Annotated in this window: 22 protein-coding genes; all 22 read right to left on the minus strand. The window is 57.7% G+C overall.

Annotated features, from left to right (window positions below):
• Positions 1-18: 18 nt before the first annotated feature.
• Genes secY through rpsJ form a run of 22 tightly spaced genes read right to left on the minus strand, consistent with a single transcriptional unit; the run spans position 19 to position 10,444 of the window.
• Positions 19-1,344 (minus strand): preprotein translocase subunit SecY, encoded by a 1,326-nt coding sequence (gene secY / locus GNH96_RS14615; RefSeq protein ID WP_188114780.1) that lies wholly within the window; start codon positions 1,342-1,344, stop codon positions 19-21.
• On the minus strand, positions 1,344-1,778 hold the full coding sequence (gene rplO / locus GNH96_RS14620) for a 50S ribosomal protein L15 (protein WP_169604318.1): 435 nt from the start codon (positions 1,776-1,778) through the stop codon (positions 1,344-1,346). Before rplO ends, secY begins: the two co-directional genes overlap by 1 nt.
• A gap of 1 nt (position 1,779) precedes the next feature.
• Positions 1,780-1,965, minus strand: coding sequence for a 50S ribosomal protein L30 (rpmD, locus tag GNH96_RS14625; RefSeq protein ID WP_169604319.1), 186 nt, complete (start codon positions 1,963-1,965; stop codon positions 1,780-1,782).
• 7 nt (positions 1,966-1,972) lie between these two features.
• Positions 1,973-2,482: a 30S ribosomal protein S5 gene (rpsE, locus tag GNH96_RS14630; RefSeq protein ID WP_169604320.1), complete on the minus strand. Its 510-nt coding sequence runs from the start codon at positions 2,480-2,482 to the stop codon at positions 1,973-1,975.
• 12 nt (positions 2,483-2,494) lie between these two features.
• Positions 2,495-2,848 (minus strand): 50S ribosomal protein L18, encoded by a 354-nt coding sequence (gene rplR, locus GNH96_RS14635; RefSeq protein ID WP_169604321.1) that lies wholly within the window; start codon positions 2,846-2,848, stop codon positions 2,495-2,497.
• A gap of 10 nt (positions 2,849-2,858) precedes the next feature.
• Positions 2,859-3,392, minus strand: coding sequence for a 50S ribosomal protein L6 (gene rplF / locus GNH96_RS14640; protein WP_169604322.1), 534 nt, complete (start codon positions 3,390-3,392; stop codon positions 2,859-2,861).
• A 21-nt stretch (positions 3,393-3,413) separates the two neighbouring features.
• On the minus strand, positions 3,414-3,809 hold the full coding sequence (gene rpsH, locus GNH96_RS14645) for a 30S ribosomal protein S8 (RefSeq protein ID WP_169604323.1): 396 nt from the start codon (positions 3,807-3,809) through the stop codon (positions 3,414-3,416).
• A 41-nt stretch (positions 3,810-3,850) separates the two neighbouring features.
• Positions 3,851-4,156 carry a 30S ribosomal protein S14 gene (gene rpsN / locus GNH96_RS14650; protein WP_169604324.1) on the minus strand — a complete coding sequence of 102 codons (306 nt, stop codon included), beginning with the start codon at positions 4,154-4,156 and terminating at the stop codon, positions 3,851-3,853.
• Between the two features lie 12 nt (positions 4,157-4,168).
• A complete protein-coding gene (gene rplE, locus GNH96_RS14655) occupies positions 4,169-4,708 on the minus strand; it encodes a 50S ribosomal protein L5 (RefSeq protein ID WP_169604325.1) in 540 nt (179 codons plus the stop codon).
• Positions 4,709-4,722: 14 nt separating this feature from the next.
• Positions 4,723-5,040 carry a 50S ribosomal protein L24 gene (rplX, locus tag GNH96_RS14660; protein WP_169604326.1) on the minus strand — a complete coding sequence of 106 codons (318 nt, stop codon included), beginning with the start codon at positions 5,038-5,040 and terminating at the stop codon, positions 4,723-4,725.
• Between the two features lie 19 nt (positions 5,041-5,059).
• Positions 5,060-5,428, minus strand: a complete 369-nt coding sequence (gene rplN, locus GNH96_RS14665) for a 50S ribosomal protein L14 (protein ID WP_169604327.1) — start codon at positions 5,426-5,428, stop codon at positions 5,060-5,062.
• Between the two features lie 44 nt (positions 5,429-5,472).
• A complete protein-coding gene (gene rpsQ, locus GNH96_RS14670; protein WP_169604328.1) occupies positions 5,473-5,733 on the minus strand; it encodes a 30S ribosomal protein S17 in 261 nt (86 codons plus the stop codon).
• Complete coding sequence (rpmC, locus tag GNH96_RS14675) at positions 5,730-5,924, minus strand: 50S ribosomal protein L29 (protein ID WP_169604329.1); 195 nt, start codon at positions 5,922-5,924, stop codon at positions 5,730-5,732. The genes rpsQ and rpmC overlap by 4 nt, the downstream gene beginning before the upstream one ends.
• Positions 5,924-6,337 carry a 50S ribosomal protein L16 gene (gene rplP / locus GNH96_RS14680; protein WP_169604330.1) on the minus strand — a complete coding sequence of 138 codons (414 nt, stop codon included), beginning with the start codon at positions 6,335-6,337 and terminating at the stop codon, positions 5,924-5,926. The genes rpmC and rplP overlap by 1 nt, the downstream gene beginning before the upstream one ends.
• A 12-nt stretch (positions 6,338-6,349) precedes the next feature.
• Complete coding sequence (gene rpsC / locus GNH96_RS14685; RefSeq protein WP_169604331.1) at positions 6,350-7,021, minus strand: 30S ribosomal protein S3; 672 nt, start codon at positions 7,019-7,021, stop codon at positions 6,350-6,352.
• Between the two features lie 22 nt (positions 7,022-7,043).
• Positions 7,044-7,376, minus strand: coding sequence for a 50S ribosomal protein L22 (gene rplV / locus GNH96_RS14690; RefSeq protein ID WP_169604332.1), 333 nt, complete (start codon positions 7,374-7,376; stop codon positions 7,044-7,046).
• Positions 7,377-7,388: 12 nt separating this feature from the next.
• Positions 7,389-7,661, minus strand: coding sequence for a 30S ribosomal protein S19 (rpsS, locus tag GNH96_RS14695; protein WP_169604333.1), 273 nt, complete (start codon positions 7,659-7,661; stop codon positions 7,389-7,391).
• Between the two features lie 19 nt (positions 7,662-7,680).
• On the minus strand, positions 7,681-8,508 hold the full coding sequence (gene rplB, locus GNH96_RS14700) for a 50S ribosomal protein L2 (RefSeq protein WP_169604334.1): 828 nt from the start codon (positions 8,506-8,508) through the stop codon (positions 7,681-7,683).
• Positions 8,509-8,542: 34 nt separating this feature from the next.
• A complete protein-coding gene (gene rplW / locus GNH96_RS14705) occupies positions 8,543-8,836 on the minus strand; it encodes a 50S ribosomal protein L23 (protein ID WP_169604335.1) in 294 nt (97 codons plus the stop codon).
• Positions 8,833-9,450, minus strand: a complete 618-nt coding sequence (gene rplD, locus GNH96_RS14710) for a 50S ribosomal protein L4 (protein ID WP_169604336.1) — start codon at positions 9,448-9,450, stop codon at positions 8,833-8,835. Before rplD ends, rplW begins: the two co-directional genes overlap by 4 nt.
• A gap of 10 nt (positions 9,451-9,460) precedes the next feature.
• Positions 9,461-10,096: a 50S ribosomal protein L3 gene (gene rplC / locus GNH96_RS14715; RefSeq protein ID WP_169604337.1), complete on the minus strand. Its 636-nt coding sequence runs from the start codon at positions 10,094-10,096 to the stop codon at positions 9,461-9,463.
• 36 nt (positions 10,097-10,132) lie between these two features.
• A complete protein-coding gene (gene rpsJ / locus GNH96_RS14720) occupies positions 10,133-10,444 on the minus strand; it encodes a 30S ribosomal protein S10 (RefSeq protein WP_010961601.1) in 312 nt (103 codons plus the stop codon).

Genomic DNA, 10,444 nt, shown 5'->3' on the forward strand with positions numbered 1-10,444 from the left:
CGGCGACCATAAAAAGAATCACCTAATATTAATATTGGTTTTCTTCAGCAATCCTTCGTACTGCTGAGATATCACATAGGTCTGTATCTGCGCCATAAAGTCCATAACCACAACGACGATAATCAACAATGAGGTACCGCCGAAATAGAATGGCACATTCCAGTACACGATCAAAAACTCCGGCAACAGACACACTGCCGTGATATAAATGCCGCCCACCAGCGTAAGCCGCGTCATGACGGTGTCGACATACCGAGCCGTCTGCTGGCCAGGTCTGATCCCCGGTATAAACGCACCGGACTTCTTCAGGTTCTCCGCCGTCTCGTTCGAATTAAAAACCAGAGCGGCATAGAAGAAGCAGAAAAACATGATGGCGGCCGCGTAGCACAGAACATAGAGCGGCTGACCAGGCGACAGCGTGCTCGCTATATCCTGCAACCAAATCAACTTTTCGGAATTGCCAAACCACCCCGCGAGGGTCGCCGGGAAAAGAATGATGGAGGACGCGAATATCGGAGGGATGACTCCCGACATATTCAATTTCAGCGGCAGAAAGCTTTTCTGCGCGGCATACATCCGCCGTCCTTCCTGGCGTTTGGCGTAGTTGATCGTGATTCTGCGCTGTCCTTTTTCGACGAAAACGACCAGCCACGTCACCGCGACGGCGATCACTCCGATCCCGACGACGCTGAAGGCGCTCAGTTCGCCCGTGCGAGCCAGCTCGAGCGTGCCGCCCACGGCCGACGGCAGTCCCGCCACAATACCGGCGAAGATGATGATCGAGATTCCGTTGCCCAATCCTCTCTCGGTCACCTGCTCACCGAGCCACATCAGAAACATGGTCCCCGTCACGAGAGAAATGGCCGTCAGAGCAACGAACTGAAACCCTGGAGACACCACGATCGGCGCTCCGCCGGCGCTCTGATTCTGCAAGGCCATTGCGACACCCGTGGCCTGGAACGAGGCCAGAACCACCGTCGCATACCGGGTGTACTGATTGATTTTCTTGCGCCCGGACTCTCCTTCCTTCTTCAATTGCTCCAGCTTGGGCACGACGATCGTCATCAGCTGCAGGATGATCGAAGCAGAGATATACGGCATGATGCCGAGCGCGAAAATGCTCAACCGCTTCAGGGCGCCGCCCGAAAACATGTTCACCATGTCCAGGATCGAGCTGCCCTGCTGATTGAACATCGCCGCCAGCGCCTTCGGATCAACGCCGGGAATCGGAATGTGCGCGCCGATCCGGAAAACGATGAGCGCGCCAACGACGAACAGCAAACGCTGGCGAAGCTCGGTGAACCTGCCGCCCCGGTCCGCCATCAAAGGGTTGATGGCGCTCATCAGCTTTCCACTTTGCCGCCCGCGGCTTCGATCGCAGCACGGGCACCCTGGGTCACACCGATGCCCCGTACGCTCACGGGCCCTTGCACCGAACCGGTCGCAACGATCTTGACCGTTTTCGCCTCCGCGGGCACGAGCCCGGCTTCCTTAAGCTCAGCCAGCCCGATCACGTCACCGGAGACCTTCGAAAGCTGCGTCAGCGTCACCTCGGCGACGAAGCGCTTTTTCGCGCTACGGAAACCCACTTTCGGCAAACGGCGCTGAAGCGGCATCTGGCCACCTTCGAACCCTACCTTGTGGAAGCCGCCAGCGCGCGCTTTTTGGCCTTTATGTCCCCGTCCGCTCGTCTTGCCGAGCGTCGAGCCGATCCCACGTCCCAGCCGCTTTTTTGCCGGACGGCTACCGTCCCGCGCACCGATGGTATTCAAAAACATGTCAGATCTCCTCGACCTTGAGCAAGTACGAGACTTTCGAAATCATGCCCAGAATTTCGGGCGTGCCTCGCACATCGACGCTCTGATGGGGTTTACGCAATCCAAGCCCGCGCAGACAGGCTTTGTGGGATTCGAGCCGTCCGTTGGCGCTACGCACCTGAGTGACGCGCAGAGTTTTGTTCGTCATCACACGATCACCCCAGCAATTCTTCGACGGTCATTCCGCGTTTCGCGGCAACAGACTTAGGATCGCGCAATTCCGTCAATCCCTTGATGGTCGCGCGAACGACATTGATCGGGTTGTTGGTTCCGATGCACTTGGCCAGAACATTATGGACGCCAACGACCTCGAAAACGGCGCGCATCGCCCCGCCGGCGATGATGCCGGTACCCTCGGAAGCAGGCTGCATGTGCACTTTCGCCGCGCCGGCCGCAGAGGTGACCGGGTGGTGCAAGGTCTGACCGTTGAGCGCGACCTTCCGCATGTTCTTGCGCGCCTGCTCCATCGACTTTTGAATCGCTACCGGGACTTCCCTCGCCTTGCTGAGGCCGAAGCCGACGCGCCCGTTGCCATCACCGACGACTGTCAGGGCGGTAAATCCAAACTGCCGTCCCCCCTTGACCACCTTCGAGACACGCCGCACGGCGACCAACTTTTCCTGCAGCCCTTCTCCAGCGCCTGCCTGAGTACTCACGTTTGCCATTGATAATCCTCGCTAGAACTGAAGTCCGGCTTCGCGCGCGGCATCGGCCAGCGCCTTGATACGCCCGTGATACTTGAATCCGGAGCGGTCGAACGCGACGCTGGACACACCCGCGGCAAGTGCCTTTTCCGCGATGCGGCGACCTACCTCGGTGGCGGCGTCCCTATTTCCAGTCACCGACAACTTTTCGCGAATAGCGGGCTCGAGTGTCGACGCGGAAGCCAGAACCGTCCCGCCGTCGGGAGCGATGACCTGCGCGTAAATATGCCTGGGAGTACGATGAACGGTCAGCCTATTCGCCCCCGTTGCGCGAATGACATGCCGTGTTTTTGCTGCCCTTTTGAGGCGGGCCTGTTTTTTATCCATTGCTCTTGCCTTACTTCTTCTTCGCTTCCTTGCGGATGATGACCTCGTCCGCATAGCGGACGCCCTTGCCCTTATAAGGTTCCGGTGACCGGAATGCGCGGATGTTGGCCGCCACTTGGCCGACCACCTGCCGGTCCGCTCCTTTCACGACGATGTCGGTCTGTGACGGCGTCTCAACCACAATGCCCGCCGGAACTTTGAATTCCACCGGATGGGAATATCCGAGACTGAGGCTCAGCACATCGCCCTTGGCTTGCGCGCGATAGCCCACGCCGACCAGGGACAGCTTTCGCTCGAACCCGCTGCTGACGCCCACGATCATGTTGGCCAAATTGGCCCGCGTGGTCCCGGCTAGAGCATTCTGCTTCTGATCGTTCTTGTCGTAGTCGACGGAAACGGCACCAGCGTCGATGTTCACGCGGAGGCCCGCGGGCACCGCACGCGACAAAACTCCGTTCTTGCCTTTCGCCGTTACGACGCCTTCGGCGATGCTGACTTCCACACCCTTGGGAATGGAGATTGGATTGTTAGCTACACGAGACATATCGGCCAGCCTGCACAAACATCATTGAACGACACAGAGGATTTCACCGCCCTCGCCCAGCACCCTGGCTTTGCGATCGGACATCACGCCCTTGGACGTCGAGACGATAGCGATGCCAAAGCCGCCCATAACCTTGGGCATTTCGTCGCGGCCTCGATAACGCCGGCATCCTGGCTTGCTGACCCGCCGGATCTTGTCGATAACCGGCGCCCCGTTGTAATACTTGAGTTCCACGCGGAGAGTAGGCTTACCCTGCTCTGTCGCATCGGCGAAACCCGCGATGTAACCTTCGTCCTTCAACACCTGGCACACGGCCCGCTTGAGCTTGGAAGCGGGAACGACGATCTCCGACTTGCCCGCCGCCTGACCGTTGCGTATCCGGGTGAGGAGATCGCTCAATGGATCTGACATACTCATGACTATAAACTCCGACTCGTTCGTGTAACCGCGCTCCCGGCTTACCAGCTTGCCTTGACTACGCCCGGCACTTCGCCGCGCATGACACACTCGCGCAGCTTATTGCGTCCCAGCCCGAATTTTCTGTAAAACCCGTGCGGGCGCCCCGTCAGCTGGCACCTGTTACGCTGGCGCGTACCGGAGCTGTCGCGAGGCAGCTTCTGAAGCGCAACGACTGCGGCCTCTCGCTGCTCATCAGGCGTGCCCTGCGCGCAGATCATGGCCTTGAGTTCGGCTCTCCTTTTCGCATACCGATTGCTCAGCTTCTGGCGCTTCACTTCGCGCGCGATCATTGATTTCTTTGCCATGACTGGACCCCGTTACGTCCGAAATGGAAATTTGAACGCCTCGAGCAATGCCCTGGCTTCGGCGTCAGATTTGGCGGTGGATGTGATGGTAATGTCCATGCCCCGGATGGCATCGATCTTGTCGTAGTCGATCTCCGGGAAAATGATTTGTTCCTTCACGCCCATCGAATAGTTACCCCGCCCGTCGAACGCCTTCGGGTTCAGTCCCCGGAAATCGCGGATACGGGGAATCGCGACGCTGATGAGGCGATCCAGAAACTCGTACATGCGCGCCCGCCGCAGGGTGACCTTGCAGCCCACCGGCATACCTTCCCGAATCTTGAAGCCGGCGATCGACTTCCGGGCGTGCGTGATGATGGGCTTTTGGCCCCCGATCGCCTGCATGTGCTCGACGGCATGCTGCAGAATCTTTTTATCGGCGACCGCCTCGCCCACCCCCATGTTGAGGGTGATCTTTACCAACCGGGGAACTTCCATGACGGATTGGTAACCGAATCGCGCCATCAATTCCGGTACGACTTTCTCTTTGTAAAGGTCTTCTAACCTAGCCATGACACATCCGCTACTCAAGCGTCAATCAGTTCGTTGGTGGATCTATAAAAACGGACTTTCCTGCCGTCCGCCAGCAACCGGAATCCGACGCGATCACCCTTGTTAGTGGCGGCGTTGAACAGCGCCACATTGGAACTGTGGATCGGCATGGACTTCTCGACGATACCGCCCGTCACACCCCTCATGGGATTCGGGCGCTGGTGCTTACGAACCAGATTGACGCCTTCGACCAGCAATTTGTCTCCGCTCAGCACCGATAGCACCGAGCCTCTCTTACCTTTATCCTTTCCGGCGATGACGATCACTTGATCGCCTTTCTTGATCCTACGCATGGGGCAACACCTTCTTACGTCAAAGCACTTCCGGCGCCAGGGAGATGATCTTCATAAACTTCTCCGAACGAAGCTCACGCGTCACCGGCCCGAAAATGCGCGTTCCGATAGGCTGATGCTGATTGTTCAGGATGACCGCCGCGTTGTTGTCGAACCGTATCAGCGATCCGTCGGCACGCCTCACCCCCTTACGGGTGCGAACCACTACCGCATTGTAAACCTCGCCTTTCTTTACGCGTCCGCGGGGGATTGCATCCTTCACGCTTACCTTGATGACATCGCCGATATTCGCATAGCGACGCTTGGACCCACCAAGGACCTTAATACACATGACTTGCCGCGCGCCGCTGTTGTCTGCGACATCCAGACAGGTCTGCATCTGTATCATCGTTCAAATCTCCAATTAAATGCTCAAGGCCCTGGTGGACGAGATCACACCGCGCGCTCGACCACCGCACCAAGGGTCCAGGCCTTTTTCTTCGAGACCGGCCGAGAGGCGTGCAAGGTCACCAAGTCTCCGATGCCGCATTCGTTGTTCTCGTCATGCGCCAGCACCTTGGTTGTGCGGCGAATATACTTGCCATACAACGGATGGGACACTTGCCGCTCGATGGCCACTACGATGGTTCGGTCCATCTTGTTCGATACCACGCGCCCGGTAACGCTCCGTACGCGACCTTCGCTGACCGTCATACCTTCCCGCCCTTCTCTGCTAAAACCATGTTCACTCGCGCGATATCGCGCCGGACCGACTTGATCTGATGAGATTTGCCCAACTGGCCGGTAGCCTGTTGCATCCTGAGACTGAATGCCTCCCGATGGAGGTCCAACAACGTCGACTTGAGCTCGTCTGGCTGTTTCGTTCTAAGTTCGCTGGCTTTCATCACATCACCGTACGAAGGGAAAAGGTGGTCTGGACCGGCAGCTTCGCCGCCGCCAGCCGGAACGCCTCACGGGCCAGTTCTTCGCTTACGCCCTCGAGCTCGTACAGCATGGTGCCGGGCTTGATTTCGGCAACCCAGTATTCCACGCTGCCTTTACCGCTGCCCATGCGGACTTCTAACGGCTTTTTGCTGATGGGTTTATCCGGGAAGACGCGGATCCATATCTTTCCGCCACGCTTCACGTGACGGGAAATGGTCCGGCGCGCAGCCTCGATTTGGCGGGCGGTTATTCTACCCCGAGTCGTGGCCTTAAGGCCATATTCACCGAACGATACCTTGCTGCCCGCGATGGCCAGGCCGGTATTGCGCCCCTTATGCTGTTTCCTGTATTTCGTTCTTTTTGGCTGCAACATGGCACGACCTCATCACGCTTCAACCGCGCTGCGGGTTTTCGACTCCGCATGCACAGGCTCGAAAACCTCGCCCTTGAAAATCCAGACCTTCACGCCGATGACCCCATAAGTGGTCACCGCCTCGGCAAAACCGTAGTCGATATCCGCACGGAAGGTGTGCAGCGGCACGCGGCCCTCCCGATACCACTCGGTCCGCGCGATTTCGGCTCCGTTCAGCCTGCCGGCGACACTGATCTTGATGCCTTCGGCGCCGACGCGAAGCGTATTCTGGACGGCTCGCTTCATCGCACGCCGGAACATGATGCGTTTCTCCAACTGCTGAGCCACGCCTTCGGCCACCAGTTGAGCATCCAGCTCGGGCTTGCGGATTTCCTCGACGCTGACCTGAACAGGCACCCCCATGAACCGGGACACATCGCGCCGCAGCGTATCGATGTCCTCGCCGCGTTTACCGATCACGATGCCGGGCCTCGCGGTGTGGATGGTGATCTGAGCGTTGTTCGCCAGCCGATTGATCTGGATCCGGCTGACCGATGCATGCTTCAGCTTCCGCTTCAGAAATTCTCGGACCTTCAGGTCGTTGTTGAGAAAGACGGGATACGACTTACTGTCGGCGAACCAGCGCGACGTCCAGTCCTTGATATATCCCAGACGAATTCCAATAGGATTGACTTTTTGCCCCATGACGGAATGCCTTTACTAATGCCTAATTGTCCGACACCAGCACGGTGATGTGCGAGGTGCGCTTGAGTATCCGATTGGCGCGCCCCTTCGCCCGGGGGCTCATCCGCTTGAGGACGGGGCCTTCGTCGACGAACACCGTCTTTACACGCAACTCGTCAACATCGGCGCCTTCATTATGTTCAGCGTTGGCGATCGCTGCCTGAAGCACCTTTTTGACCAGCCCGGCGGCTTTTTTGTTGCTGAACGTCAGAAGGTCCAGCGCCGCCGCAACATTGAGGCCGCGAATCTGATCGGCGACCAGCCGGCACTTCTGAGGAGAAATGCGCGCCGTTTTATGTTTCGATAATGCTTCCATCGACTACACGCCTCACTTACTCTTCTTGTCGGCCTGATGCCCTTTGTAAGTCCGCGTCGGAGCGAACTCCCCCAGTTTATGGCCGACCATGTTATCGGTGACCAAAACGGGTACATGTTGTTTCCCGTTATGCACTGCGATGGTCTTACCGATCATCTCGGGTAGCACCATCGAGCGGCGCGACCATGTCTTGATGGGCTTCTTGGCGCCGGTCGAATTCGCCTCATCCACCTTTTTCATCAGGTGGTGATCGACAAAAGGGCCTTTCTTGATAGAACGTGGCACGGTCTATTCCTCTTACTCGTTATCGCGTCTTGCGTCTGCGAATGATCAGACCATCGGTTCGCTTATTGTTTCGGGTTTTGTAGCCCTTGGTCGGGATACCCCAGGGCGATACTGGATGCCTACCTCCCGAAGTTCTACCCTCACCACCGCCGTGCGGGTGATCCACCGGATTCATGGCGACCCCACGCACGGTGGGGCGAACTCCACGCCAACGGGACGCGCCGGCTTTGCCCAACGAAACCAGGTTGTGCTCGGTATTGGAAACTTCGCCGATAGTGGCTTTACAATCCGCCAGCACCTTGCGCATCTCGCCGGAACGCATGCGAATGGTTGCATACTCTCCATCTTTCGCGACCAACTGGATCGAGGTGCCGGCACTGCGTGCATACTGAGCGCCTTTCCCCGGCTTACCTTCGACACAATGCACGAGGGTACCGACGGGGATGTTCCGCAACGGCAGACTGTTGCCGACCTTGATCGGAGCGAACTCGCTGGCGACGATTTCATGCCCGGCGCGCAGACCCGCCGGCGCCACGATGTAACGCCGCTCTCCGTCCCTGTATAACACCAACGCGATATAGGCGGTTCGATTCGGGTCGTATTCGATACGCTCGACACGAGCCGGGACATCGAGCTTACCGCGCTTGAAATCCACTATTCGGTAAAACTGCTTGTGTCCACCGCCTTTGTGCCGAGTGGTCACACGGCCCTGATTATTGCGGCCCGACGAGCGCGTCTGCTTTTCGAGCAGCTTCGCATACGGTTCGCCCTTGTGCAGTTCTTCGCTACGCACCCGCGTCACAAAGCGCGAGCCGGCAGAAGTGGGTTTTTGTTTAATCAGAGCCATGGTCTTATCTTTACTCAAGCAATCGAATATCGAATTAATTTACCGCCAGCTCAATATCAAAGCCTGGCTTCAGCTTCACATAAGCCTTCTTCCAGTCTGAACGCTGGCCCATAAACCGCCCAAAGCGCTTGGATTTACCTTTAACGTTGAGCACACGCACGGACTCGACTTTCACACCAAACATAAGCTCAACGGCGCTTTTGATCTGAAGCTTGCTTGCAGCCGGCTTGACTCGGAAAACGAATTGTCGGTCCTTTTCAGCAGCTGCCGTGGATTTCTCCGATACCACCGGCGCCAGCAGGGTGCGCATCAACTCGACTTGATTCATGACAACCTTACCTCCAGCTTGCGAATCGCCGAGCTGGTGGCGATTACGCGCTCGGCGTGCACCAGATCGACCGGGCTCAATGTATCGGTAGTATTAACACTGACGTTGGGCAAGTTACGGGAGGACAGAGCCAGATTCAGATCGAGCTGTTCTGCCAGAATGACCGTATATCCTTCGCCAAAACTTTTCAGCCTCGCCGCAAGCTCCCGCGTCTTGGGGGTTCCCGGAACGATGCTGTCGGAGACGACGAGGCGCCCCTGCCGCAGCAACTCGGAAAATATGGATCGCACAGCGGCCCGATACATCTTCTTGTTCAGCTTCTGCCTGTAGTTCCGATTGGACGCGGCAAAAGTCACGCCACCCGTCCGCCACAGCGGACCGCGCGTGGTCCCCGCCCGGGCATGGCCGGAACCCTTCTGCTTCCACGGCTTCTTTCCGCCGCCCGATACGTCCGACCGGCTCTTCTGCGCTTTCGTTCCCGAACGCGCAGCGGCGAGATAGCCGACGACGAGCTGATGGACCAGGGATTCGTTAAATCCCTGACCGAATACCTTATCGGAAACTTCCAGATTTCCCGCAGATCCGTTTTCAATTTTTGGAATGCTAAGGCTCATGACCAACTACCTATTTCTTTGCGGCGGGGCGAACAATCACATCCGAACCCTTGGCACCGGGCACTGCGCCTTTTACCAGGAGCAGAGAACGCTCGGCGTCCACCCCGACGATCCGCAGATTGGGCACGGTAACGTTCTTGTCACCCATATGGCCCGCCATTCTTTTTCCCTTGAACACGCGGCCGGGGGTCTGGTTCTGGCCGATGGAACCCGGCGCACGGTGGGATAGAGAGTTACCGTGAGTCGCGTCCTGCGTGCGGAAATTGTGCCGCTTCACCACACCGGCAAAGCCTTTACCGATGCTCCGCGAACGCGCATCGACGAATTGGCCTTCCGCGAACAGGTCCACGCCGAGCTCTGCGCCTACGGAATAGTCCTGATCGGAATCTTCCAGCCGAAACTCCCACAAACCCCGGCCCGCCTCGACACCTCCTTTCGAATAATGCCCGGCGTCCGATTTCGTAAGCCGCGAGCGCTTCTTGCTGCCCGTGGTCACCTGAATGGCGCGATAGCCGTCCGACTCCAGGGTTTTAACCTGAACTACCCGATTGGGCTCGACGTGAATTACCGTTACCGGAACAGCTGCACCGGCATCCGTAAAAATATGGGTCATTCCGCACTTGCGGCCTACTAAACCTATGGCCATCTCTCTTCCCCGAGTCGTGTGCTCTAATACCTTTCATCAATTAAGCTTGATCTGAACATCGACGCCTGCGGCCAGATCCAAACGCATGAGTGCGTCCACCGTTTTATCCGTGGGCTCTATGATGTCCATCAGTCGCTTGTGGGTGCGAAGCTCGTATTGATCACGGGCATCCTTGTTCACGTGCGGGGATACCAGCACCGTGAACCGCTCTTTCTTCGTCGGCAAGGGGATCGGGCCCAACACCTGCGCACCGGTGCGCTTTGCGGTCTCGACGATTTCCGACGCCGATTGATCAATGAGCCGATGATCAAACGCCTTCAAACGGATACGAATTCTCTGCTTAGCCAT

Origin of the sequence: Methylococcus geothermalis (assembly GCF_012769535.1) — a bacterium.
Lineage (GTDB): Bacteria > Pseudomonadota > Gammaproteobacteria > Methylococcales > Methylococcaceae > Methylococcus > Methylococcus geothermalis.

Bases quoted from the DNA above. Each gene is read 5' to 3' on its own strand.
- secY (WP_188114780.1), bottom strand. From the start codon at position 1,344: ATGAGCGCCATCAACCCTTTGATGGCGGACCGGGGCGGCAGGTTCACC.
- rplO (WP_169604318.1), bottom strand. From the start codon at position 1,778: ATGTTTTTGAATACCATCGGTGCGCGGGACGGTAGCCGTCCGGCAAAA.
- rpmD (WP_169604319.1), bottom strand. From the start codon at position 1,965: ATGACGAACAAAACTCTGCGCGTCACTCAGGTGCGTAGCGCCAACGGA.
- rpsE (WP_169604320.1), bottom strand. From the start codon at position 2,482: ATGGCAAACGTGAGTACTCAGGCAGGCGCTGGAGAAGGGCTGCAGGAA.
- rplR (WP_169604321.1), bottom strand. From the start codon at position 2,848: ATGGATAAAAAACAGGCCCGCCTCAAAAGGGCAGCAAAAACACGGCAT.
- rplF (WP_169604322.1), bottom strand. From the start codon at position 3,392: ATGTCTCGTGTAGCTAACAATCCAATCTCCATTCCCAAGGGTGTGGAA.
- rpsH (WP_169604323.1), bottom strand. From the start codon at position 3,809: ATGAGTATGTCAGATCCATTGAGCGATCTCCTCACCCGGATACGCAAC.
- rpsN (WP_169604324.1), bottom strand. From the start codon at position 4,156: ATGGCAAAGAAATCAATGATCGCGCGCGAAGTGAAGCGCCAGAAGCTG.
- rplE (WP_169604325.1), bottom strand. From the start codon at position 4,708: ATGGCTAGGTTAGAAGACCTTTACAAAGAGAAAGTCGTACCGGAATTG.
- rplX (WP_169604326.1), bottom strand. From the start codon at position 5,040: ATGCGTAGGATCAAGAAAGGCGATCAAGTGATCGTCATCGCCGGAAAG.
- rplN (WP_169604327.1), bottom strand. From the start codon at position 5,428: ATGATACAGATGCAGACCTGTCTGGATGTCGCAGACAACAGCGGCGCG.
- rpsQ (WP_169604328.1), bottom strand. From the start codon at position 5,733: ATGACGGTCAGCGAAGGTCGCGTACGGAGCGTTACCGGGCGCGTGGTA.
- rpmC (WP_169604329.1), bottom strand. From the start codon at position 5,924: ATGAAAGCCAGCGAACTTAGAACGAAACAGCCAGACGAGCTCAAGTCG.
- rplP (WP_169604330.1), bottom strand. From the start codon at position 6,337: ATGTTGCAGCCAAAAAGAACGAAATACAGGAAACAGCATAAGGGGCGC.
- rpsC (WP_169604331.1), bottom strand. From the start codon at position 7,021: ATGGGGCAAAAAGTCAATCCTATTGGAATTCGTCTGGGATATATCAAG.
- rplV (WP_169604332.1), bottom strand. From the start codon at position 7,376: ATGGAAGCATTATCGAAACATAAAACGGCGCGCATTTCTCCTCAGAAG.
- rplB (WP_169604334.1), bottom strand. From the start codon at position 8,508: ATGGCTCTGATTAAACAAAAACCCACTTCTGCCGGCTCGCGCTTTGTG.
- rplW (WP_169604335.1), bottom strand. From the start codon at position 8,836: ATGAATCAAGTCGAGTTGATGCGCACCCTGCTGGCGCCGGTGGTATCG.
- rplD (WP_169604336.1), bottom strand. From the start codon at position 9,450: ATGAGCCTTAGCATTCCAAAAATTGAAAACGGATCTGCGGGAAATCTG.
- rplC (WP_169604337.1), bottom strand. From the start codon at position 10,096: ATGGCCATAGGTTTAGTAGGCCGCAAGTGCGGAATGACCCATATTTTT.
- rpsJ (WP_010961601.1), bottom strand. From the start codon at position 10,444: ATGGCTAAGCAGAGAATTCGTATCCGTTTGAAGGCGTTTGATCATCGG.